The sequence below is a fragment of the Plantactinospora sp. ZYX-F-223 genome, assembly GCF_039649625.1.
GTDB lineage: Bacteria > Actinomycetota > Actinomycetes > Mycobacteriales > Micromonosporaceae > Plantactinospora.
This window is the reverse complement of record NZ_JBDJAV010000033.1, coordinates 52,880-74,954: the sequence shown is the minus strand read 5'-3', so window position 1 is coordinate 74,954 and position 22,075 is coordinate 52,880. Positions and strand designations below refer to the sequence as shown.

The window sequence follows — 22,075 nt, the reverse complement described above, 5'->3', positions numbered from 1 at the left end:
GCGCAGCGAGCGAACAGTCAAACCCAGTGCCGATGAGCCTCAGGACGGCACGGAGCGCAGCGGAGTGCCGGCATGAGCCTGCCCGACATCTCAAAGGTCGCCTTCGGCGGGGACTACAACCCCGAGCAGTGGCCCGAGGACGTCTGGAAGGAGGACTACCGGCTCTTCGACGCCGCCCGGATCGACACCGTCACGCTCGGCGTCTTCGACTGGGCACTGACCCAACCCGGGCCGGACGTCTACGACTTCAGCCTGCTTGACCGGATCGTCGAGCGGGCCACCGCGCACGGCCGGCAGGTCTGCCTGGCCACCGGCACCGGCGCGCACCCGGCCTGGCTGGCCCGGGCCCACCCGGAGGTGACCCGGACGGACTTCGAGGGCCGCAAGCACCGGTACGGCCAGCGGCACAACTCCTGCCCCAGCTCCCCCGTCTTCCGTCGACTCTCCACCGAACTGGCCCGGCGGATCGCCCGGCGGTACGCCGGCAACCCGGCGGTCGTCGCCTGGCACGTCGGCAACGAGTACGGCGGCGCCTGCTACTGCGACCTCTGCGCCGCCGGCTTCCGGGACTGGCTGCGCGACCGGTACGGCAGCCTCGACGCGCTCAACGCGGCCTGGTACACCACGTTCTGGTCGCACACCTTCACCGACTGGGCCGAGATCGAGCCGCCGTCGGCGCTGACCGAGCACTGGCGCGGGCCGAACCACACCGCCTTCCAGGGCATCACCCTCGACTACCTGCGGTTCATGTCGGACGCGATGCTGGCCAACTTCTGTGACGAGAAGGCGGCGATCCGGGAGTCGAGTCCGGACGTCCCGGTCACCACGAACTTCATGGGGATGTACCGGCCGATCGACTACCACCGCTGGGCCCCGCACCTCGACTTCGCCTCCTGGGACAACTACCCGCCGGACGACAACTCCCCGGCCTGGATGGCGCTGACCCACGACCTGATGCGCGGGCTCAAGGACGGCCAGCCGTTCTGGCTGATGGAGCAGACTCCGAGCTACACCGCGTCGCGGGACGTCAACCCGCTGAAGCGGCCCGGGGTGATGCGGCTGTGGAGCTGGCAGGCGGTGGCACACGGCGCCGACGCCGTGCTCTTCTTCCAGATGCGCGCCTGCAGGGGCGCCTGCGAGAAATACCACGGCGCGGTGATCGGGCACGCCGGGCGGCAGGACACCCGGGTCTTCCGGGAGGTGGCCGAACTCGGCGCCGAGCTGGACCGGCTCGGCCCGGCGACGCTGGGCGCCCGGACCCCGGCCCGGGTCGCCCTGCTCTTCGACTGGGACAGCTGGTGGGCGCTGGAGATCTCCGACGGCCCGTCCCGGCTGCTGCGCTACCAGCAGATCGTGCACGCGTACTACCGGGCGCTCTGGGAGGCCGGGGTCGACGTCGACGTCGTACCGGTGACCGCGGACCTCGCCGGCTACCAGGTGGTGGTCGCGCCGGCGCTGCACATGCTCAAGGGTGACCTGGCGCAGCGGCTCGCGGCGGTGGCCGAGCGCGGCGGTTCGGTGCTGAGCACCTTCCTGTCCGGCCGGGTCGACGAGGACGACAACGCCTTCCTGATGGACGTGCCGGGTCCGCTCGGGTCGCTGATGGGCATCCGGATCGACGAGTGGGACGCCCGTCCGCCCGAGGTGGTCAATCCGGTACGCCTGCACGGCGCCGGCCCCGAGGTCGAGGTCACGGTCGAGTCGCGGCTCCTCTTCGAGCTGGTGATACCGCAGGGTGCCGAGGTGCTCGGCAGGTACCAGGCGGACTTCTATGCCGGTACTCCGGCGGTCACCCGGAACAGCTACGGCGCCGGCCACGGCTGGTACGTCGCCGCCGGCCTCGACCAGCCGGGCGTGCACTGGGTGGTCCGCCGGGTACTGGAGCGGCACGACCTGGTCGGGCCGTACGCCGACGTGCCCGGCCTGGAGTCGACGGTGCGGGTCGGCCCGGACGGGACGCGGCTGCGGTTCCTGCTCAACCACGGTGCCGAACCGGTCGAGACGGTGGCGCACACCGCCGGTACCGACCTGCTCGGCGGGGGCCGGATCGATCCGGGCCAGCCGATCCGGCTCGCCCCGTTGGGCGTGCTGGTGCTGCGCGAGGACCCGGTCCCGGCCCGACCGACGGCGAGTCCTGACAGCAACCGGGAAGGGATGCCATGACCACCGCCGACGGGTCGGGCAGCAGTCGGGCCGGCGCCGACCCGACGTCTGCGCATCCGGCCTGGTTGCCGGCGGAGGCGTTCCGGGCGATCGGTTCGGGCCGGACGCTGGTCTGCGGCGACGGCATGCTCGTGGCGACGGTGCGCGACGAGGTCGCCCGGGCCTGCGCCCGCTACGGCGGCACGGTCAGCCGCCTGCCCGGCGAGGCGGTCGGGCCGGAGTGGACCGGCGACGGCGACGGGCCGTACGACCTGGTGTTCGCGCTCGGCCCGACCGAGCCGCTGCCGGCCGGTGCGGCGCTCGCGGCCGAGGTCGGGCGCGAGTTGGGGCCGGATCGCGGCGGGCTCGGCCCGGAGGGCTTCGCGCTGGCCCGCCGGGGCGGCGTGACGGTGGTACTGGCCGACCAGCCGGCCGGGCTGCTCTACGGCCTGTTCCACGTCGTCCGGCTCGGACCGGCGGCGTTCGGCGCCGACCGGCCGGTCGAGCGGCACCGGCCGGCGATGCGGCTACGGCTGGTCAGCCACTGGGACAACGTCGACGTGCATCCGGTGATGGGGCAGGTCGAGCGCGGCTACGCGGGCGGGTCGATCTTCTGGCGCGACGGTGCGCCGCGCCGCGACCCCGACCGGGTACGCGACTACGCGCGGCTGCTGGCCGCCTGCGGCATGAACGCGATGACGGTCAACAACGTCAACGTGCACGGCACGGCGACCCGGCTGCTGACCGACCGGCTCGACGACGTCGCCGCGATCGCGGACCTGGTCCGCCCGTACGGGATCCGGGTGCACCTGTCGGTCAACTTCGCCGCGCCAGTCACCCTCGGCGAGCTGCCCACCGCCGACCCGCTCGACGGCGACGTGCGGGCCTGGTGGGTCAAGGCCGCCGGGCGGCTCTACGAGACCATCCCGGACTTCGGCGGCTTCATGGTGAAGGCCGACTCCGAGGGGCAGCCGGGCCCGTACCGGTACGGGCGCACCCATGCCGACGGCGCGAACATGCTCGCCGACGCCCTGGCGCCGTACGGCGGGGTGGTGCACTGGCGTGCCTTCGTCTACAACCACCGGCAGGACTGGCGCGACCGGTCCACCGACCGGGCCCGGGCGGCGTACGACCACTTCACGCCCCTGGACGGCCAGTTCCGGGACAACGTGATCGTGCAGGTGAAGCACGGTCCGATGGACTTCCAGACCCGCGAGCCGGTCTCCCCGGTGCTCGCGGCCATGCCCGGCACCCGGCTGGCGGTGGAGGTGCAGGCGACCCAGGAGTACACCGGACAGCAGCGGCACGTCTGTTATCTGGGTCCGTGGTGGAGCGAGGTGCTCCGGTTCGCGCCCTGGGGCCCGGGCCGGCCGACGGTCGCGTCGGTGGCCGCCGGCACCGCGGGCGACGACGGCGGCGCGGCGCCGTCGGGTGGCGGCGGTCTGGTGGTCGTCTCCAACGTCGGCGACGACCACTACTGGACCGGGCACCCGCTGGCCCAGGCCAACCTGTACGCCGTCGGCCGGCTGGCCTGGGCACCCGACCTCGACCCGCTGGCCGTACTCGACGAGTGGATCGAGCTCACCTTCACGCCGTCGGCGACCGCCGAGCCCGACCTGCTGCGCGGGACGCTGCACGCGCTGCTGGACGACTCGTGGCGCACCTACGAGCGGTACACCGCACCGCTCGGGGTCGGCTTCATGGTCTCGCCGGGGCACCACTACGGCCCCGACGTGGACGGCTACGAGTACTCGCGGTGGGGCACCTACCACTTCGCCGACCGGGACGGCGTCGGAGTGGACCGCACCCGGGCCACCGGAACCGGGTTCACCGGCCAGTACCCGCAGCCCTGGGCGGACCGGTACGAGTCGCTGGAAACCTGCCCGGACGAGCTGCTGCTCTTCTTCCACCACGTGCCCTACCAGCACGTACTGCACTCCGGGTCGACGGTGATCCAGCACATCTACGACACCCATTTCGCCGGGGTCGAGCAGGTGGCGGAGATGGTGCGCCGGTGGGCGCGGATCGGCCCGGCAGGTCTGCTGGACCCGGCGTTGCACGCCAGGGTGACCGACCGGCTCGCCGAGCAGTTGCGCTGTGCCGAGGAGTGGCGCGACAAGGTCAACACCTACTTCCTCCGCAAGTCCGGAGTACCGGACGCGCACGGCCGCCGGATCTACTGAACCCGCCGGCCGCTGGCCGCCGGCGACCTCGGCTGACCCCGACCGGGCGGGCCGGCGCGTCCGCCGGGCCACCTGCCACCTGCGGTCCGGGCCCCGACACGCCTTGTACGATGTCGTCCCGGAGGAAAGTTGAGGTAGGTGGCCAGCCAAGCCGAGCCCGGAGCCGAGCCCCGGATCCCGTTGAGCCGCGAGCGGGTACTGCGGGCCGCGGTCAGCGTCGCCGACTCCGGCGGCATCGAGTCGCTGACGATGCGTCGTCTCGCGGAGCACCTCGGGGCCGAGGCGATGTCGCTCTACTACCACGTCGCCAACAAGGAGGACGTGCTCGACGGCGTCGTGGACCTGATCGCGACGGAAATCAACGAGGTCGTCGACCGGATCGACGTACCGGCCAGCGGGGCCGACTGGAAGAAGGCGGTCCGCCAGCGGATCCTCTCCGCCCGCGAAGTCCTGCTCCGGCACCGGTGGGCTCCCGGGGTCTTCGAGACCCGCACCAACACCAGCCCGGCGGTGCTGCGCTACTACGACGCCCTACTCGGCCTGATGCGCGCGGGTGGCTTCTCCTACGACCTGGCGCACCACGCCCTGCACGCGCTGGGCAGCCGGGCGTTGGGTTTCACCCAGGAGTTGTTCGACCCGAACAGCGGCGCCGGTGCCGCCGATCCGGCGGCCGGGCTGGCGGAGATGGCCGGGCAGTTCCCGCACCTGGTGGGGATGCTGGCCGAGATCGCCCACGACGATCCCGACTCGACGCTGGGCTGGTGTGACGACCAGAGCGAGTTCGAGTTCGGGCTCGACCTGATCCTGGACGGCCTGGACCGGATCCGCGAGCGGAGCTGACCGTCCCGCCGTCCGCTCGGACGGTCCCGACACCCTCCCATCCACCGTTGGTCCCTGTTTGGGCGCGAACCCTCGACAACCTTACGCCGTACGAGTACCTTACGTTGTACGACTTACGATGTAAGGGCAGCTACCGCGTCCACTCGGGACAGCCGCCCGTCCGCCCCGACCGCACCCGGACAAGGAGACGACGATGAAGGCGGCAATCCTGCGTTCGTACGGCCCACCCGATGCCCTGGACCTCACCGACGTGCAGCGGCCCGCTCCCGGCGACGGCGAGGTGCTGGTCAGGGTCCGGGCCACCTCCGTCAACCCGTACGACTGGCACCACATCCGGGGCGAGCCGTTGGTGGCCCGCCTGCTGCCCGACGGCCCCGCGCTGCGGGCACCGGGCATCAGCATCCTCGGCTGCGACATGGCCGGTCAGGTCGAGGCGGTCGGCCGGAACGTGACCGAGTTCCGCCCCGGCGACGACGTCTACGCCCTGCTCTCCGGGGGCGGCTTCGGCGAGTACGTCTGCGTCCGGGAGGACCTGCTGGCAGCCAAACCGGCGAACCTGTCGTACGAGCAGGCGGCGGCGGTGCCGATGGCCGGCGTCACCGCCCTGGTGGGGCTGCGCGACGTGGGCCGGATCCAACCCGGTCAGCGGGTACTCGTCAACGGCGCCTCCGGCGGGGTGGGCACCTTCGCCGTACAGCTCGCCCGGGCGTTCGGCGCCACCGTCACCGGCGTGTGCAGCAGCCGGAACGTCGACCTCGTCCGGTCGCTCGGCGCGGACGAGGTCGTCGACTACACCACCGAGGACTTCACCCGGCGCGGACGCCGCTACGACCTGCTGCTGGACAACGCGGGCAGCCGTTCCGTGCCGGCGTACCGGCGGGTGCTGACCCGCAACGGCACCCTCGTCCTCGTCGGTGGCCCGGCCGGTCGCTGGCTACAGCCCGCCGGCCGGGTCTTCGCGGCACTCGCCGTGGGCCCGCTGGTGTCCCAGCGGATCGCCATCGCCGACGCCGTCCGCTGCCCGGACAAGAAGCAGTGCCTGCGACTGCTGGCCGAACTCATCGAGGACGGCAGGGTCACCCCTGTCGTCGACCGCCGCTATCCGTTCGCGGAGATCCGGGCGGCCGTGCGCTATCAGGAGGAGGGACACAGCCCGGGAAAGGTGGTGGTGACGCTCTGAGCGCCCGCCCGGCGACCCGGCGGCGGGGCGACCGGATGCTCCCCGGATCGCTCCGGCCGCCGGGAGTCGGCGCCGGGCGGCCGGGGAGTCGGAGCCGGTCAGCCGCCGCTGACCGGACGGAACGGGTCGACCGAGTGCCGGGCCTTCGCCGTCCGGTTGGTGGTCGTCGCGATCGTGTCGAACATGACCCGGCCGAGCGCCGCGTGCGCCTGCACCGCCGGGTGCGTCGCCCCGTAGTTGTCCAGGTCGGCGAGGGAGTCGGCGAACATCGCGTACGTCAGCGTCGGCGCGCCCGCAGCGTCGAACATGATCCCGGCCTCGTGCCGGGCCGCGCCCAGGTCGTCGAAGTCCGCGCCGTACTTGGTGGCGACCCGGCTGCGCTCGGCCGACGACATGTTGCGGCGGACCCCGTCGTGGTATCCGTTGATCCACCGCAGGATGCCGAGCAGGAAGTCGGCCGACCTCGGCGTCACGATGGTCTTGTTGGCCAGTCGCCACAGCAGGTCGTGGGTCTCCCGGGGCGTGGTGACGCCGAGGAAGAACCGGTTCGGGTTGGCGACCGGCTCGACCCGGGTGTGCGTGAAGCCCAAGCTGGCGAGGATCTCGTTGATCTCCAACGCCGGCACCACCCGGCCGCACATCCGGACCGCCGTGTTGTCCGAGACCAGCAGCATCGCGGTGAGGAAGTTGGCGACCGTGATGTCGTCGCCCCAGACGGTGTGCAGGAAGTAGATGCCGGTGCCGCCGAGGATGATGTCGGCGGTGAGGTCGAGCTTCTGGTCGAGCCGGAGCTGACCACGGTCGATCTTGTCCATCACCGCCACCGCGACCGCGAGCTTCTGCACGCTGTAGCCGTGGGTCACCCGGTCGGCGTCGTCCGCCACGACGGTCTCCAGCGTGCCTGCGGCGTTGACCATCGCGATGTGCGAGTGCCACACCCCGCCGGCCCGGGCCTTCTGCGTGGCGTACGCCTGCTGGATCACCGTCTGCGGGGTGCCGGGCACCCGCGGCGGGCCGACCGGCCCGCAGACCGGCGCCCGACCGACCGCCACCGTGGTGGCCGGCGCGGCGGCTGCCGGCCGACCGGTCGCGGCCAGCGCGGCCGCCGCCGCTCCCATCCCGATCGCCGCGCGGCGGCTGACATGCTCGGGCACAGTTCCTCCCCCGTGAACATCGACAACTGTCGTGGGGGAGCGTACCGAGCGTGATTTCAGGCAACAACCCGGACGAGGTCGGACACGCCGGGCGGTCCCCGGTCCGTCCCGTACCGCGCTTGGTTCGTCCACTATCGACCTGGGTACTCCGCGCGCCGCTCTCCGCCGCCGGGCGATCTTCAATCGACCGGCCGTTGCACCGGCGGACGATTCGATCTCTGGTCCGGCCTGCTTCCGGGCCATCACCGTCCGCTCACCACGCCGGGGAAGAACGGCCCGAAGCGGCCCGCCGGGCGTAGGCTGGGCAACGTGGATCAAGAAGACCGGATCGCCCTCTTCCTCGACTACGAGAACCTCGCGCTCGGCGCGCGGGACCATCTCGGCGGCCTGGCCTTCGACTTCCGCCCGATCGCCGACGCGCTGGCCGAGCGCGGCCGGGTGGTGGTCCGCCGGGCGTACGCCGACTGGTCGTACTTTGACGAGGACCGCCGGATGCTCACCCGGTCACACGTGGAGTTGATCGAGATCCCGCAGCGGATGGGTGCGAGCCGCAAGAACGCCGCCGACATCAAGATGGCGGTCGACGCCGTGGAGTTCGCCTTCGAGCGCGACTACCTGTCCACCTTCGTGATCTGCACCGGCGACAGCGACTTCACCCCGCTGGTGCACAAGCTCCGCGAACTCAACAAGCGGGTGATCGGCGTCGGAGTGGAGAAGTCCACCTCGGCGCTGCTGCCGCCCGCCTGCGACGAGTTCCTCTACTACGACCGGCTGGAGGGTGTGGACATCCCCTCGGCCCGCCCCCGCCGGGGCCGACCGGCCCGGCCCACCGGCCCGGAGGCGCCACAGGCCGGTCCGGACCAGCAGGCGGAGCCGGGACCCGAGCCGGCGCAGGGCATCGAGGAGCCGGTACGCGACGTCGACACCCTCGCCGAGCTGGTCGCGCAGACCGTGGCGGGCTTGCAGGGCAGCTCCAGCGGGGAGGTGACCGCCTCCACGCTCAAGCGCACCCTGCTACGCAAGGACCCGACCTTCAGCGAGTCCGACTACGGGTTCCGGGCCTTCGGCGAGCTGATCCGGCACCTGGCCGAGCACAACGTCGTCGAGCTGACCGAGGGCCCGGCCAAGGGTGACCCGGGGGTGTCACTGCCCGAACACGGCGACCGGGAGGTGGCGTTCGGGCTGCTCCGTACCGTGCTCCTCGACCTGGCCGGCGCGGACGGCTCGGTGGCGCTCTCCGGGCTGAAGAACCAGCTCCGCCGGGCGCGCCCCGACTTCAGCGAGAAGAAGCTCGGCTACCGCAGCTTCCTCCAGTTCTGCAAGGCGGCCGCCACCAGCGGCGCGGTCGAGCTGCGGTGGAGCCCCGAGACCGACGACTACCTGCTCACCGCGCGTCCCGCGTGATCCCGGGGCACCCGCAGAGCCGGCCCACCGCCGCCGGAGGCCGGGCGGACGGCTGGCGATAGGGTCTTGGCCCATGCGGTCGAAGCAGGAGCTGGACGCCGCCATCCGGCGGGAGCGCCGGGCGGCCCTGGTGGTCAACGCCCGCTCCCGCCGGGGCCGCCGGCTCTACCAGGAGGCGCGGACCCGGCTGACCGGGGCGGGCTTCACCCTGCTCGGCACCTACCCGGCGGACCGGCCGGGTGAACTGGAGGCGAGCCTGACCGCCGCCGCCGCGCTCGGCCCGGACCTGCTGGCCGTCGGCGGCGGCGACGGCACCATCGGGGCCGCCGCGCGGCTGCTCGCACACCGGGACATGGCGCTCGGGCTGCTGCCGCTCGGTACCACGAACAACTTCGCCCGGACCGTCGGGATCCCGCTCGACCTCGACGCGGCCGTCGCGACGCTGGCCGGCGGCAAGGTGATCGACGTCGACCTCGGGCTCGCCGACGGCATGCCGTTCGCCAACCACGTCGGCGTCGGGCTCTCCGCCGACGTGATGGCCCGGGCACCGGCCCGGCTCAAGCGGGTCACCGGCCGGCTGGCGTACCCGGTGACCGCCCTGGCGCTGCTCACCGGACACCGCCCGATGCGGATCACCGTGCAGGCCGACGGGCAGGCCCGGGAGTTCCTGACCCACCAGCTCTACGTGGCCAACGGCGGCTTCCAGGCCGGCCGGCCGATCACGGCGGACGCGAACGCCGACGACCGGCTGCTGGTCGCGTACCCGGTGGGCGGCCCGACCCGGCGCGACCTGCTGCGCGCGACGGCGCGCAACGCGGCGACCGGTCATCGCCGCACTCTCGACGACGAACCCTTCCTCACCGCCGGTGAGATCCTGCTCGCCACCGACCGGCCGGCCCCGGTCGAGGTCGACGGCGAGGTACGCGGCCGTACTCCGATCCGGATCGGGCTCGACGCCAACGCCCTGCGGGTGATGGCCCCCGCCGACGCCCTCGACCGCTGAGCAACGGCTCGCCGCCGCCGGCCACGCCGCGCTGACCCGGTCCGGATCCCGCAGCGGGCCGGCAGATCTCAGGTGCGGCGCAGGAACGCCACCAGCTTATCGACCGACTCGAACGGCTTGACGACGCTGACCAACTCCCAGCCCCACTGGCTGAGGATCTCGGCCGCGATCAGGATGCCGGTGGTGCGCGGCATCGGAAGGTCGCTGCCCGCCACGACGGCCAGGTGCCGGTACGGATAGCCGCGCAGGTCGCACCGGCCGTGGATCAGGGCCGCTGCGTCGACCTCGCGGGTCTGCGCGATCTGCTGCGCGGCCTGGAACGGGTGCATGCGGCACACCGTACTCGGACGGACGCGGTGGCGTCGACCGTTCAGACGGCGCCAGCGGGCTGGCACGAATCGGTTAGGATCTATCCCCTGGGAATCAGGCAGTGGGCCGGCCGGAGGCTGGGATCCGAAATCGGGCCCTTCTCCGGCACGGCGACGGGGCATGGGGGAAGCATGTTGCAGACATCGCGCACCGTCAGCCCCGACGATCCCAGGCTGGACCAGGCCCGACGCTTCGTGCGGCAACTGGAGGAGTCGCTGGCCGGCACGCCCCGTCACCTGCCGGTCGAGGGGCTGGACCGGATTCGAGGCGACGACCAGACCGGCACGGTCACCTGCGTGGTCGATGCCCGGGGCGACTTCGTGGACCTGCGGGTCAACTCCGACTGGTGGTACACGGTGGGACCGTCGGGCGTCGCATCGGCCATACTGGACGCACTCCAGTACGCCCAGGACAAGGCGATGCTGGCCATGGCGGTGCTGCGCCGCCACCGTCGGACGCCGCCGCCCCCGCCGGGCGGGGACCCGTTCCCGCACGAGGACGGATCCGCCGCGCGGCCGGGAGACGTCTGGGCCGAGTGGGGGGCAGCGGAAGCGCGGGTCGAGCGGGGATACGACGTCATGGCGGCAGCGGATCAGTTCGTCGAAACCCGGGACTCCGCCGAGCCGAGGACGATCTCCGGGCCGCGCGGCCTGTTCCACCTGAGACTGGTCGGGTTCACCGTCGCCAGCGCGGAGGTCAGCCCGCGCATCGCGCCGGAGGACGCCGACGCGATCGCCGATGACGCGCGGGTCGCCCTGCGACAGGCCACCCGCGAGAAAGACCCGACGTACTGGTTTTCCGGGGAGGGCTGACGCCGATGAGTGACTACGACTGGTTCAGTGCGGAGAGCATCGAAGCGGCCACCGACGGCATTCGCGCCGAGGCGAAGAAGTGGTTCGGCTTCTCCGACAAGATGGAGACCATCGCACAGAACATGGCGAGCCTGACGCTCCAGCCGACGGCCTTCCTGGTCATCGACCCGGGAACCGCCGCGATGACCATGACCGACCAGTACGGTGCGTACAACAAGACCCACGGCTGGCTCACCGGCCTGTTCCAGGACGCGACGACCAAGTTCGAGGAATTCGGCAACGCGTTGAACAAGTGCGCTGACGAGTACGACAGGACAGACGGCCGGAGCAAGGCCAGCTTCGACGAGATCGCGAACCGCTAGCGGGATCCGCGCGTCCAGAAAGGGTACGGTCTTGCCGCCTCCCGGAACCGACTCCAGTTACACGCCCATCTCGGTACGCGCGTTCGACGGCGCGGTCAAGCTCGTCGAGCAGCTGATCGCCAAGATCCGTACCGAGCTCAACAACCTGATCAACCGGATCAACGCCTTCATGCAGAAGGTGCAGAAGGAACTTGAGGACAGCTGGGTCGACTCCTTCTTCGAGTTCTTCAACAAGGACATCAGCGAAGGTCTGGGCGAGATCCGCAAGCGCCTCGAGCAGATCAAGACCAAGGTGCAGGAGCTGCTGGGCAAGGCCGAGAAGTCCGTGGCCGGCTCGATCCCGGTGGCCTCGCTCTTCTCCCGGGCGTTCGACCTGGGCGACAAGGTGAACCGGCCGCTCACCGGCATGCACGGTGACATGACCGGATCCGGCGAGATCGACTTCTGGCGCGGCCCGACCAAGGTCACGTACGAGAAACGGCGGGCGGACCAGCAGGAGGCGGTCACCAACGCCTCCGGCAAGGTCGAGGCGCTCGCCGGCTATCTCGGCGACGCCGCCACCGGCAACATGACCTACATGTCGAGCCTCGGCGAGCGGATGGGCGAGGTGTACGGCTCCCTCGTCACCACCTGCGTCGACCTCGCGGCGGCCGGCGCGGGCGCCATCACCCAGGTGATGGACGCGCTGGCGCACTTCTCCGAGACCATCGGCACGGTCGTCAACCAGGTCATCGGCTACATCACCTCGCTCGGCAGCCGGATCGCCGAGGTGCTGAACCAGATCCTCGCGCTGGAGACGGAGAAGTCGGACCTCACGGGGCTGACGGCGGACGGGAAGTGGCCGGCACCGGTCGCCGACTAGCTACGCCGGCCCGGGCGATGGCGCCCGCACAGCCGGGAATTCGGAGAGGATGGAGTGCATGTCCCGCAAACCCGGCCGACTCCGTCGGCTCGCGCAGACCTCCCTGCCGGTGCTGGCCCTTCCGCTGCTGGCGACGGGATGCGGGACCTCCGGGTCACCCTCGGCCGACGGCACGGTGGCGCCGGTGCCGGCGCCCTCCGGCGTTTCCTCGACCGGGTTCACCGGCAAGTGGGCCAAGCTCAGCGCCGCGTGTCCGACGCTGAGCGGCCAGACCGCCACGTCGTTGCAGAGGACCGGCCCCGGGAAACCCGGCCCGGCCGACGCGGACACTCCGGTGGCGCAGAACGTCAACTGCACCTGGGGCGAGGGCACCGGCTCCGTCGGGGTCTCGCTCTATCTCACCCGCAGTGACGGCCCGCTCCCCGCCGACCAGGCCACGGCGCAGGAGTTCCAGCAGGAGTTCGACCGGTACGTCCGGGATGGCTCGACCCTGCACTGGAAGGCCGAGCCGGGCCTGGCGGACAAGGCGTACCTCGGCATCCACAAGGACCGGGCCACCATCGAGCTGTCCGTACTGTCGAGCAACGCCAGGTTCACGGTCTCCTACCAGGTCCGTGAGGTGGCGCAGACGGCCTGGGAAGCGGCGCTGACCGAGCACCGGGAGACCATGCGGGGGCTGGCCGCCGACGTACTGGACGATCTCAGTTAGGAAGATCGGGATCGGCGGGGTGGGCCGGCGATCCGCGTCCGGTACCGCCGCATCGGACATCCGGGGACTTCCCGTTGCGCCGTGCGGAGATTGTTGCCAAGCGCGCATCGACGGGTGACAATAACTTTCGCTAGTCCCTCGATCTCCGAGCTCGCCCCCTGCTCTCACCGGAGACGCCATGCGACGATCAGCCCTCGCCGTCCCGTTGTCCGCACTGATCGCCTTCGTCGGCATCGGCACCGCGACGTCCGCCCCGGCGGTCGCGGTCACCGCCAACCCCGACGTCGGAACGCTCGCCACCACGCCGCTGGCCCCCGGCCTCTCCCTGAGCACCACCTCGACGGCCGGCCCCAATCAGATCAACATCCTCACCGCGAACCTGTCCGAGCCCACCCTGAAACCGAAGTACCTCAATCCGGGGACCGTCGGCGCCACAGCCACCCTGAGCAGCCAGGCGAACCGGGTGGGTGCGGTCGCCGCCGTGAACGGCGACTTCTTCGACATCGGCGCCACCGGGGCGCCCCGGGGCATAGGGCTGGACGACGGCACGCTGCTCAACGGCCCCGCCTCCGGCTGGAACAACGTGGCCGCGCTCTACGCCAACGGCACAGGCACCCGGGGCGGCCTGGCCCAGATCTTCCTCGACGCGAAGATCACGCTGCCCGGCGGTACCCAACTCACCGCCACCAATCTCAACTCACCGAACATCGCCGCCGACGGCATCGGCGTCTACAACGCCCTCTGGGGCGACGAGCCACGTAGCCAGGTACTCGACGGCGCCACCCGCAGCCGCGAGGTAGAGGTGAGCGGTGGCCGGGTCAGCAGGGTCAGCACCACCGCCGGCGGCAAGGTGCCGGCCGGCTCCGTCGTCGTGCTCGGCGTCAACGCCGGTGCCGACGCCCTGGCCGGGATCGCCGTCGGCGACCCGGTCACCGTCAACTACGCGCCGCGCGGCGGGGCCGGAGCCGCCCAGGTCGCGATCGGCGGCAATCTCGTACTGGTCAGGGACGGAGTGGCCACCACGGTCTCCCATCCGCGGAATCCACGGACGGCGGTCGGCTTCTCGGCGGACGGCCTGACCATGTGGATGGTCGTCGTGGACGGCCGGTCCAGCGCGAGCGTCGGCATGACCTATGTGGAACTCGCGAACTACATGAAGTCGCTCGGCGCCGACGACGCGATCAACCTCGACGGCGGGGGTTCGAGCACCCTGGTCGCCCGGATGCCCGGAGCGACGTCGGTATCGGTCCGCAACACCCCGTCGGACGGCGCGCAACGAGCGGTCCCGAACGGAATCGGCTTCGTCTCGACCGCACAGGCGTGGAGCAGTACGGTCGACAACACCACGGCCGGGCGGTTCACTGCGAGCGCGAACTGGGGAACGTCCAGCTACTCCAGCCAGAGGTTCGGAGCCGACTACCGGTTCGCCGACCCGGTGCTCTCCAGCGACGTCGCCTGGTACCGGGTGAACGTCCCGGAGACCGGCAGCTACGCCGTCTCGGTCTGGTATCCGGCCGACCCTGGCTACAACGACTCGACGCCGTTCATCGTGGCCACCACCAGCGGCAACCAGACGGTACGGGTGAACCAGCGCGTCAACGGCGGCCGATGGGTGTCACTCGGGGTGTTCACGCTGGCCGCAGGGGATGCGAACACGGTGGGAGTGAGTCGATGGACATCCGGCACCGGTTACGTCGTCGCCGACGCGGTGCGGGTCACCCGGGTCTGAGCGTCCGGCGCGCCGTAGCCCGAGCGCAACGGTTCCCCGCCTAGCGTGCCGGCGGCCGTGGGGTCTGGTCCCTGACCAGGTCGCCGCAGGCGTCCCGGTCGTAGGGCAGGCCGGCGTCGCGGAAGACCAGACCGACGGTGCCGTTGCGCGGGTCCCACAGGTCCTCGTTGGCGACGAGCGCGCCGAGGTAGCGGCGTTGGGCCGGGGACAGCGGGCCGGGGTCGCGCCCGGCGAAGAGGGCGTGCAGCAGCGGCCCCCAGTCGTGGCGGACGGTGTAACGGCTGGCGATCGGGGCGATGGCCAGCGCGGCCGGCAGCAGCCGGTCGGGATCGTCGACCCGGGCGATCGCCGCGGCGACGAGCGCGAACCGGATCCGGGTATCTAGCTGCGGCGGGCGGTGGGTGAACCAGTCGTCGGTGGCGGCCGGGTCTGCCAGGGCGGCGAGGATTTCGGCGGTGGCGGTCGGATCGTGAGCCAGGGTCGGCGCCAGCGCGGCGCAGGCCCGCACACCCGGATGCGGGTCGTCGAGGTAGGCGCGCGGCGCGAGCCCGAGCTCGCCCATGGCCAGGACCAGCGCGGCACGCTCGTCCGGCCCGGCCTCGGCGGCAAGGGCGTCGAGGCGCTCGGCGAGACCCGCCGCCTCGGTCGTGCCGGCCGGCACCGCGCTGCACGCGCTGACCGCGTGCGCCGCGGCCGCGCGTACCGCCGGTTCGGGGTCGGACAGCGCCGACGTGGCCGCGGCGAGCAGGGTGGGGACGATATCGCGGCAGCCGAGCACGGCGCGGGCGTAGAGGGCGTTGGCCAGCGCCTCGTCGGCATAGAGTTCGTCCTCGTCGCCGGAGTCGAGCGCCGCCGCCAGGGCGGCGTCCACGTCGACGCCGACCGGCGCGGCGAACTCGTCGAGGTCGGGGTGCGACCGGCCGGCCTCGGCGACGGCGGCGAGGAAGCCGAGCAGGTTGGCCCGGAGTTCCGCATCGGCGGCGCCGGAGAGCCGGGGATCGCCGAGCAGCGCGGCGACCGCGACGGCGGCGGGTGGGGTCGCCGTCCACGGTGTGCCCTGGTGGATCACGGCCGACCACAGGTGCTCCAGTGCGGCCCGCCGGCCGGCCGGGTCGCCACCGGCGAGGGCGGCCAGGTGCTCGGGGGTGTCGCTGGCCCGGCCGTACGCGTGTAGCAGGGTCGCGAACCGCGCGGTGTCGATCTCGGTCACCCGGGAAAGCTACTACCGGCCCCCGACAGAGCCGCCGTCCGGGCCACCGAACGGGCCGGCACTGCGGCTGGTGCCGGCGTCCCGCCTTCAGCTCGCCGACACCTCGGTTTCGGGCTGCCCGGTGGCTCGACGGGTCGGTTCGACTCGGCCACTCCCCCGACCCGACGGCTGGGTGACGCCTCGTCGAACAACGCATTCGGCAATGCACCGGAGCAGCGATTGTGTGCCGGTCCTGGACCACAAACACGTACGAAACGCCGGCGCATTTGGCCCGGATGGTTGGCAGTGGTCGATTTCGGGACCGAGCGGGCCGGAAGCGTCCATCTCGGTATTCCGCCGGACGGCCGCCACAAGTCGGGGTCACCAGGCAAACGCACAGGCCAGACGGGGTGAACACGATCTCGGGGTTGCCGTACCCATCGATGGTTGTTATCTTCCACACGGGTCACGGGGGAACGGCGACCTGGCGCAGCGCTGCGGTCTGTCACCGTCCTCGCACGACGTGTCGAGGAGGAGCCTGCGTTGGTCGGACAATCGACGTCGACAATTGCACCGCAACCCCCGAAACGGGGTCTCCGGCAGTTACCGAAAAAGCGTTCCGGATGTGCTGCACCTATCGCATTCGGAACCCACTCGGTCGCCGCACCGAACCTTTTTCAGCCTCCCCTTGCGGTCCGCCGGACCGCACGGTCGGACGCGGTGCGTGAGCGCCGCGCGGTTCAGGTGGACAAAGGGTCGTTCCGATGATCGTCCCGACGAACGAGCGACTCGCCCCGGCAGCGGGGGCGGGCCCCGCACCGACCGGGGCCGAGACCGTGGTCAAGCAGTACGTGGACGATCTGACGCTGGCCCTCGCCCAGCTCGAGACCGGCGCGGTGACCGATCTGCTGGAGACACTGGTCCTCGCGTTGCACTCGGGTAGCCGGGTCTTCGTGGCCGGCAACGGCGGCAGCAGCACGGCCGCCATCCACATCGCCAGCGACCTGATGGCGGCGGCAGGCCCACTCGGCGGTGCGCCGCAGGTCGTGGCGCTGACCGAGAACATCGCCCGGGTCACCGCGATCGCGAACGACCACTCCTACGACGAGATCTTCTCCCGGCAACTGGTCGGCTGGGGCAGGCCGCGCGACGTGCTGCTGCTGTTGAGCGTCAGCGGCCACTCGACCAACCTGGTCCGGGCGGCCACGGTCGGCCGTCACCTCGGGATGACCGTGTTGGCGGCGCTCGGCAACGCCGGTGACCTCGCCCGGCTCGCGGACCGGCTCGTCGTCTTCGGCCAGGCGGACTACGGGCTGACCGAGGACCTGCACGTCGCGCTCGGCCACATGGCGGTACGGGTGCTGCGTGGCGGCGACCCCTGCCGGTACACCGGCTCCACCGGCGACGGCGGTCCGGCCGGTGCCACGGCGGAGCGTGCGGAGGTTGGCGAGCCCGGTGAATCACTACAGTTCTAGGGTCTTCCTCACCGTTCGCTACCTCGTCGGCCTCTTCGGGCTGACCCTGACCCGGACGTCGACCGAGCTGACCAGCTACCGGATCCACGCCGGCCACGGGCGGTACGACGACTCCCGCCCACTCCCCGCCGAGCTGGCCGCGGTGCTCGACGACCGCAATCCAGACCTCGTGCAGCTACGCGCCCGCTACCGCAGGCTGGCGTCGCCGTTCCGGCCCGGCCGGTTCTGGCGGCGCAGCCGCCGCCTGCGCGACCTGAACCTCAGATACTTCCGCGGCGACAACGCCTACGTCTGGCAGCTCCGCCAGCTCGGCGACAACGCCCGGCTGAAGTTCTTCCTCTTCGCGCGGTACGTCAGCTCGCTCGACACGCACAAGCTGCTCGACCGGACCAGCGAGGACGGCGCCTTCGGCTGCTGGACGTTCGACTTCGACACGCTGCCGACGTCGAGCCGGGACCTGCTCGACTCGATCAACGAAATCTACTTTCTCGACCGGCACTGGGGGCTGCTCTCCAGGGCGGACTACACCGTCGTCGACATCGGTGCCGGGTACGGCCGCCTCGCGCACCGCATGGTGGAGGCCGTTCCCGGGCTGAAGCGCTATCTCTGTGTCGACGCGATCCCGGAGTCGACGTTCCTCAGCGAGCACTACCTGATATATCGCGAGGTCGACCACAAGGCGACGGTGCTGCGGCTCGACGAGATGGCGGAGCGGCTGGCGGCGGAGCGGCCGGACCTGGCGGTCAACATCCACAGCTTCTCGGAGATGCCGATCTCGGTAATCGAGGCCTGGATCGACCTGCTCGCCCGGTGCGGCGTACCCACGCTCATGATCGTGCCGAACGAGGGCGACCGGCTGCTGAGCCTGGAGGACGACTACCTCCGGCGGGACTTCGCCCCGGTGCTCGAACGGTACGGCTACGTCCTCGCCGCACGCGAGCCCACCATCGCCGACCCGGACGTGCGGGACCTGGTCGGGGCCGGTGACTGGTTCCTGCTCTACCGCCGCACCGGCACGGACCCGACCCCCGACGCGCCATGACGGGCAGCGGAACACCCGACACGACGCTCCGCGACCGGTTGTCGCTGGAGTTCGCCGGGCTGGACGAGGGCAGCGGCGAGCTGACCTGGGGGCAGCGGTTCGTCTGGGACATCCTGGAGTCGCTGGCCCCGACCAACCACTACCTCAACATCCGGTTCCGGGTGCACCTGCCGGGCGACGTCACCCGGGAGCACGTGTTGACCGCCCTGCGCACCCTCGTCCGTCGCCACGAGGTGCTGCGGACCCGGTTCACCGTCGGCCCGGACGGCGAGCCCCGGCAGCACCGCGATCCGGCGGGCAACCTGTCGGTGGAGGTCTGCGAGACCGTCCCCGGCGGGGTACACGGGCTCGCCGAAGAGGCCGAGGAGCGGCTCTGGCGGGAACCGTTCCGGCACGGATACGAGTGGCCGCTGCGGGTGTGCCTCGTCGCCGCCGGTGGCCGTCCCCGGCAGGTCGTGTTCGTCTTCTCCCACCTCGCCGTCGACTCCTGGGGGTGCTTCGTGCTCCGCCGGGAGTTCCTCGACCTGCTCCGGAACGACCGCGCCGCGCCGGCGGTCGCCGGTTGGCAGCCCCTCGCCCGGGTCGCGTACGAGGCGTCGGAGCCGGGCCACAAGGCCAACGACCGCTCGCTGGCCTACTGGCGCCGGGTGCTGGAGGCCATGCCGCAGACCGCCTTCCCCACCCGGCGAGGGCCGGGCGAGACCCCGCTCTTCCCGGGCGTCGGCCTGCACTCGGTGGCGCTGGCGGCGGCCGCGCAGACCGTCGCGGCGCGGCACCGGGTCGGCCCGGCCGCCGTGCTGCTGGGCGTGCTCGCGACGATCATCGGCATCCGGGCCGGCACCGGGACGGTGCCGCTGTTCCTCGCCGGCGGCAACCGGTTCACCCCGGTGGACGCCGCCTCGGTGGGGACCTTCTACCAGGGCGCGCCGGCGCTGATCAAGCTGGACGGCGGGTCGCTGGCCGGCACCATCCGCACCGCGCACCGGGCGTCGACGCTGGCGTACCTGCGCGGGCAGAGCGACCCCCGGGACGTCGCGCGGCTGCTGGAGACCGTGCGGACCCGGCGTGGCGTCGACATCGACCTGTCGAGCACCGTCAACGTGGTGCCCGAACCCGGTGTCCCGGGGGCGCCGCCCACCAGCTATGACGTCGCCGAGCTGCGCGAGCTGACCGGATCCACCCGGGTGTCGGACCTGGAGGGCCGGGACAGCGAGCGGCTGACGTTGTACCTGCACGTCAAGTCGCTGCGCTCGCGCGCCGTGCTCGAACTCTTCTGCGACAGCCGCTGCCTGACCGCCGCCGACGCCCGGAAGCTCCTCGCCGGGCTGGAACTCGTCCTGATCGAGCTGCTCGACGTCGGCGACCTCGGTGCCGACCGGGTGGCCGAGCTGGTCGGGATCGCGCCGCCGGCCGGGGCGGGCAGCCGCGCCGTCGACGACAACTGCCACCCGTGGCCGGGGGCCTGACGTGCTCTCCGTGATCGTGCCGACCTACAACCAGGTCACCTGCCTGGAGCTGACCCTCGGGTCCCTGGTCGCCCAGACCGCCGACCGGGACCGGTTCGAGGTGATCGTGGTCGACGACGCCTCGGTGCAGGACGTCCGGGCGGTGGTCGGCCGCTACGAGACCGACCTGCACCTGCGGTACGTCCGGCACGGCACCAACCGGGGCCGGTCGGCGGCCCGGAACTCGGGGGTCGCCCGGTCCCGGGCCGACCTGCTGCTGCTGATGGACGCGGACTCCTACGCCGCCCCGGACCTCGTCGAACGGCACCTGCGCCGGCCCCGCGACCCGGATGCCGAGGTCGTCTACGGCCGGCGGATCGAGCCGAGCTGGGGGACGTTCGCCAGGTTGCGGCACGCGATGCCCGACGAGGCCGAGCTGCTGCCGATGGAGGGCGACCATCGCGACCTGCCGGGGCGGGGCGGCGGTGGCTTCGACGTCTACCGGCGTACCGGCTGGATGTTCGGGTTCACGCACAACCTCTCGCTCCCCCGGGAGCTGTACCTCCAGGTCGGGGGCTTCGACGAGGCGTTCGTCCAGTGGGGATACGAGGACACCGACTTCACCTACCGGATCTACCGGCACTTCGGCCGGGACAGCAGCCGGTTCCGCTACGACCCGGACGCCCTCTGCTACCACACGCCGCACTTCCGGGACTGGGCGACGGAGTGGGAGAACACCAAGCCGGTGCTGCCGTACCTGGTCCGCAAATACCGGCACTACGACATCGAGTTCTTCACCCACCCATCGGACAACCACCGCCGGGTCGCCCGGACCCTGCCGTTCTACGAGGACTGCCGGGAGTTCGTCCGCGACCACCCGGGCCGGGTCACCGGCGACGCCGTACGCAGGGCCGTCGACCTGCCGGACGCCGCGAGCAGTCTCTGGATCGGGTTCGACGTCGACCCGGCGGCGTCGGCGGGCCGGATCACCAGCATCGACCACGCGGTCCCGTACGGGCCGGACAATCCGCACCTGTTCGGCGTCCGGACGCCGTACCCGGACGGCTCCTTCGACTACGCGGTGCATCTCGACCTGTGGCGCATGCTCACCCCGATCGACCTCTCCGCGCTGATCCTGGACAGCCTCCGCATCGCCGACACGGCGCTGCTGGTGCAGTCGAAGGGACTGCGCCGCGACCCCACCGACGGGATCGGCATGATCGACGACCTGGACTACTTCCTCGCCATGCTCACCCCGCGCTACGACGCGACGATCTCGTACCAGGACGACGAGCTGGCCGTCGTCAGCGTGACCCGGCACGGGTCGGTGCCATCGCGTTCCGGACCGAGGGCGGCCTCGGCGGCACCACCCGGAGTCGGGCCCGCGCGAAGTGGTGGTCGGCGGTGACCGGCGGCCGGTTGTCAGCCGTCGCCTTCGATCTCGACGGCACCCTGGTGGATCTGGAACGGTTCCACCACGGCGCCCTGTTGCGGGCGGCCCGCGAGGTCGGGGTCGCGCTCACCTGGGACCAGGCCCTGCTCCGGCTCCCCCACTTCATCGGCGGCCCCGACCCACGGGTGGCGGCCGAGGTCGCGGCGCTGTCCGACACCGGGGTCTCGCCGGTCGAGGTGCTCGCGGCGAAGCGCCGGTACTTCTCGGCGCTGGTCGGTGCGGTCGAAGAGGTCGTGCCGCGTGCCGGGGTCGCCGAGGTCCTGGACCGGCTGGCCGGCCGGGGCGTCCTGCTGGCCGTGGGCACCGTCACCGAGCGCGGGACCGCGCTCGGCATCCTGCGCCGGGCGGGACTGCTCGAACTGATCGGCCCGGAGCGGGTGGTGGCGGCGCAGGACGTACCGGAGCTGAAGCCGGCGCCGCACGTCTACCGGGAGACCGCGAGACGGCTCGGCGTGCCGCCGGCGTACCAACTGGTCTTCGAGGACTCGGTCACCGGCGTCGCCGCGGCCCGGTCGGCCGGCAGTCCGGTGGTGGCGATGCCCACCGTGCCCGACCCGGGTTACCTGGCGTCGATCGGCGCGGCCGGAGCGACGGCGGTCTTCCCGGACTGGCGCCATCCGGGGCTGCCGGCACTGCTCGATCGGCTGCTGGCGCCCGGCGCCGCCGCGATCGCCGGCCCGGGAGGCAGCGGCCGATGACCTACCGCGTCGCGAACGTCGAGG

Annotated in this window: 19 protein-coding genes; 16 read left to right on the top strand and 3 right to left on the bottom strand. The window is 71.9% G+C overall.

Annotated elements, in window-relative coordinates; all coding sequences use genetic code 11:
* The first annotated feature begins 72 nt into the window (after positions 1-72).
* The 4 genes from AAH979_RS29345 to AAH979_RS29330 all read left to right on the top strand — a co-directional run bounded on the left by AAH979_RS29345 (position 73) and on the right by AAH979_RS29330 (position 6,345).
* Positions 73-2,163, top strand: coding sequence for a beta-galactosidase (locus AAH979_RS29345; RefSeq protein WP_346261367.1), 2,091 nt, complete (start codon positions 73-75; stop codon positions 2,161-2,163).
* On the top strand, positions 2,160-4,325 hold the full coding sequence (locus AAH979_RS29340) for an alpha-glucuronidase (protein ID WP_346261366.1): 2,166 nt from the start codon (positions 2,160-2,162) through the stop codon (positions 4,323-4,325). Before AAH979_RS29345 ends, AAH979_RS29340 begins: the two co-directional genes overlap by 4 nt.
* 138 nt (positions 4,326-4,463) lie before the next feature.
* Positions 4,464-5,165 (top strand): TetR/AcrR family transcriptional regulator, encoded by a 702-nt coding sequence (locus AAH979_RS29335; protein ID WP_346261365.1) that lies wholly within the window; start codon positions 4,464-4,466, stop codon positions 5,163-5,165.
* Between the two features lie 193 nt (positions 5,166-5,358).
* Positions 5,359-6,345 carry an NAD(P)-dependent alcohol dehydrogenase gene (locus tag AAH979_RS29330; protein ID WP_346261364.1) on the top strand — a complete coding sequence of 329 codons (987 nt, stop codon included), beginning with the start codon at positions 5,359-5,361 and terminating at the stop codon, positions 6,343-6,345.
* 98 nt (positions 6,346-6,443) lie between these two features.
* On the opposite strand, the gene AAH979_RS29325 is transcribed toward AAH979_RS29330, so the two are convergent.
* Positions 6,444-7,499, bottom strand: a complete 1,056-nt coding sequence (locus AAH979_RS29325; protein ID WP_346261363.1) for a serine hydrolase — start codon at positions 7,497-7,499, stop codon at positions 6,444-6,446.
* A gap of 309 nt (positions 7,500-7,808) precedes the next feature.
* Here AAH979_RS29325 and AAH979_RS29320 point away from each other — a divergent pair, with 309 nt between their 5' ends.
* Both AAH979_RS29320 and AAH979_RS29315 read left to right on the top strand, forming a co-directional pair.
* Entirely contained in the window at positions 7,809-8,903 is a 1,095-nt protein-coding gene (locus tag AAH979_RS29320; protein WP_346261362.1) for an NYN domain-containing protein, read from the top strand.
* Positions 8,904-8,976: 73 nt separating this feature from the next.
* Complete coding sequence (locus AAH979_RS29315) at positions 8,977-9,906, top strand: diacylglycerol kinase family protein (protein ID WP_346261361.1); 930 nt, start codon at positions 8,977-8,979, stop codon at positions 9,904-9,906.
* A 68-nt stretch (positions 9,907-9,974) separates the two neighbouring features.
* Here AAH979_RS29315 and AAH979_RS29310 read toward each other — a convergent pair whose 3' ends face one another.
* Positions 9,975-10,235, bottom strand: coding sequence for a transcriptional regulator (locus AAH979_RS29310; protein ID WP_346261360.1), 261 nt, complete (start codon positions 10,233-10,235; stop codon positions 9,975-9,977).
* Positions 10,236-10,406: 171 nt separating this feature from the next.
* On the opposite strand from AAH979_RS29310, the gene AAH979_RS29305 reads away from it, so the two are divergent.
* The 5 genes from AAH979_RS29305 to AAH979_RS29285 all read left to right on the top strand — a co-directional run bounded on the left by AAH979_RS29305 (position 10,407) and on the right by AAH979_RS29285 (position 14,749).
* Positions 10,407-11,087, top strand: coding sequence for a hypothetical protein (locus AAH979_RS29305; protein WP_346261359.1), 681 nt, complete (start codon positions 10,407-10,409; stop codon positions 11,085-11,087).
* Positions 11,088-11,092: 5 nt separating this feature from the next.
* Positions 11,093-11,449, top strand: coding sequence for a hypothetical protein (locus AAH979_RS29300; protein WP_346261358.1), 357 nt, complete (start codon positions 11,093-11,095; stop codon positions 11,447-11,449).
* Between the two features lie 31 nt (positions 11,450-11,480).
* On the top strand, positions 11,481-12,311 hold the full coding sequence (locus AAH979_RS29295) for a hypothetical protein (RefSeq protein WP_346261357.1): 831 nt from the start codon (positions 11,481-11,483) through the stop codon (positions 12,309-12,311).
* Between the two features lie 58 nt (positions 12,312-12,369).
* Positions 12,370-13,020, top strand: coding sequence for a hypothetical protein (locus tag AAH979_RS29290; protein ID WP_346261356.1), 651 nt, complete (start codon positions 12,370-12,372; stop codon positions 13,018-13,020).
* Between the two features lie 178 nt (positions 13,021-13,198).
* Positions 13,199-14,749 (top strand): phosphodiester glycosidase family protein, encoded by a 1,551-nt coding sequence (locus AAH979_RS29285; RefSeq protein ID WP_346261355.1) that lies wholly within the window; start codon positions 13,199-13,201, stop codon positions 14,747-14,749.
* Between the two features lie 40 nt (positions 14,750-14,789).
* Here the strand turns inward: AAH979_RS29285 and AAH979_RS29280 are convergent, their stop codons facing one another.
* The gene (locus AAH979_RS29280) at positions 14,790-15,959 is read right to left on the bottom strand and encodes a hypothetical protein (RefSeq protein ID WP_346261354.1); all 1,170 of its coding nucleotides are present in this window, start codon (positions 15,957-15,959) and stop codon (positions 14,790-14,792) included.
* Positions 15,960-16,702: 743 nt separating this feature from the next.
* On the opposite strand from AAH979_RS29280, the gene AAH979_RS29275 reads away from it, so the two are divergent.
* From AAH979_RS29275 to AAH979_RS29255, 5 genes are read left to right on the top strand one after another with little or no spacing between them, the layout of a single operon-like run.
* Positions 16,703-17,413, top strand: coding sequence for an SIS domain-containing protein (locus tag AAH979_RS29275; protein ID WP_346261353.1), 711 nt, complete (start codon positions 16,703-16,705; stop codon positions 17,411-17,413).
* Entirely contained in the window at positions 17,394-18,455 is a 1,062-nt protein-coding gene (locus AAH979_RS29270) for a putative sugar O-methyltransferase (protein WP_346261352.1), read from the top strand. Before AAH979_RS29275 ends, AAH979_RS29270 begins: the two co-directional genes overlap by 20 nt.
* Positions 18,452-19,921 (top strand): condensation domain-containing protein, encoded by a 1,470-nt coding sequence (locus AAH979_RS29265; RefSeq protein ID WP_346261351.1) that lies wholly within the window; start codon positions 18,452-18,454, stop codon positions 19,919-19,921. The genes AAH979_RS29270 and AAH979_RS29265 overlap by 4 nt, the downstream gene beginning before the upstream one ends.
* 10 nt (positions 19,922-19,931) lie before the next feature.
* Entirely contained in the window at positions 19,932-21,308 is a 1,377-nt protein-coding gene (locus AAH979_RS29260) for a glycosyltransferase family 2 protein (RefSeq protein ID WP_346261350.1), read from the top strand.
* The gene (locus AAH979_RS29255) at positions 21,305-22,051 is read left to right on the top strand and encodes an HAD family phosphatase (protein ID WP_346261349.1); all 747 of its coding nucleotides are present in this window, start codon (positions 21,305-21,307) and stop codon (positions 22,049-22,051) included. Before AAH979_RS29260 ends, AAH979_RS29255 begins: the two co-directional genes overlap by 4 nt.
* Positions 22,052-22,075 lie beyond the last annotated feature (24 nt).

Excerpts from the sequence above, each read along its gene's own strand:
- AAH979_RS29300 (WP_346261358.1), top strand. The coding sequence starts at position 11,093 with ATGAGTGACTACGACTGGTTCAGTGCGGAGAGCATCGAAGCGGCCACC.
- AAH979_RS29290 (WP_346261356.1), top strand. The coding sequence starts at position 12,370 with ATGTCCCGCAAACCCGGCCGACTCCGTCGGCTCGCGCAGACCTCCCTG.
- AAH979_RS29310 (WP_346261360.1), bottom strand. The coding sequence starts at position 10,235 with ATGCACCCGTTCCAGGCCGCGCAGCAGATCGCGCAGACCCGCGAGGTC.
- AAH979_RS29265 (WP_346261351.1), top strand. The coding sequence starts at position 18,452 with ATGACGGGCAGCGGAACACCCGACACGACGCTCCGCGACCGGTTGTCG.
- AAH979_RS29330 (WP_346261364.1), top strand. The coding sequence starts at position 5,359 with ATGAAGGCGGCAATCCTGCGTTCGTACGGCCCACCCGATGCCCTGGAC.
- AAH979_RS29340 (WP_346261366.1), top strand. The coding sequence starts at position 2,160 with ATGACCACCGCCGACGGGTCGGGCAGCAGTCGGGCCGGCGCCGACCCG.
- AAH979_RS29275 (WP_346261353.1), top strand. The coding sequence starts at position 16,703 with ATGATCGTCCCGACGAACGAGCGACTCGCCCCGGCAGCGGGGGCGGGC.
- AAH979_RS29305 (WP_346261359.1), top strand. The coding sequence starts at position 10,407 with ATGTTGCAGACATCGCGCACCGTCAGCCCCGACGATCCCAGGCTGGAC.
- AAH979_RS29345 (WP_346261367.1), top strand. The coding sequence starts at position 73 with ATGAGCCTGCCCGACATCTCAAAGGTCGCCTTCGGCGGGGACTACAAC.
- AAH979_RS29315 (WP_346261361.1), top strand. The coding sequence starts at position 8,977 with ATGCGGTCGAAGCAGGAGCTGGACGCCGCCATCCGGCGGGAGCGCCGG.
- AAH979_RS29285 (WP_346261355.1), top strand. The coding sequence starts at position 13,199 with ATGCGACGATCAGCCCTCGCCGTCCCGTTGTCCGCACTGATCGCCTTC.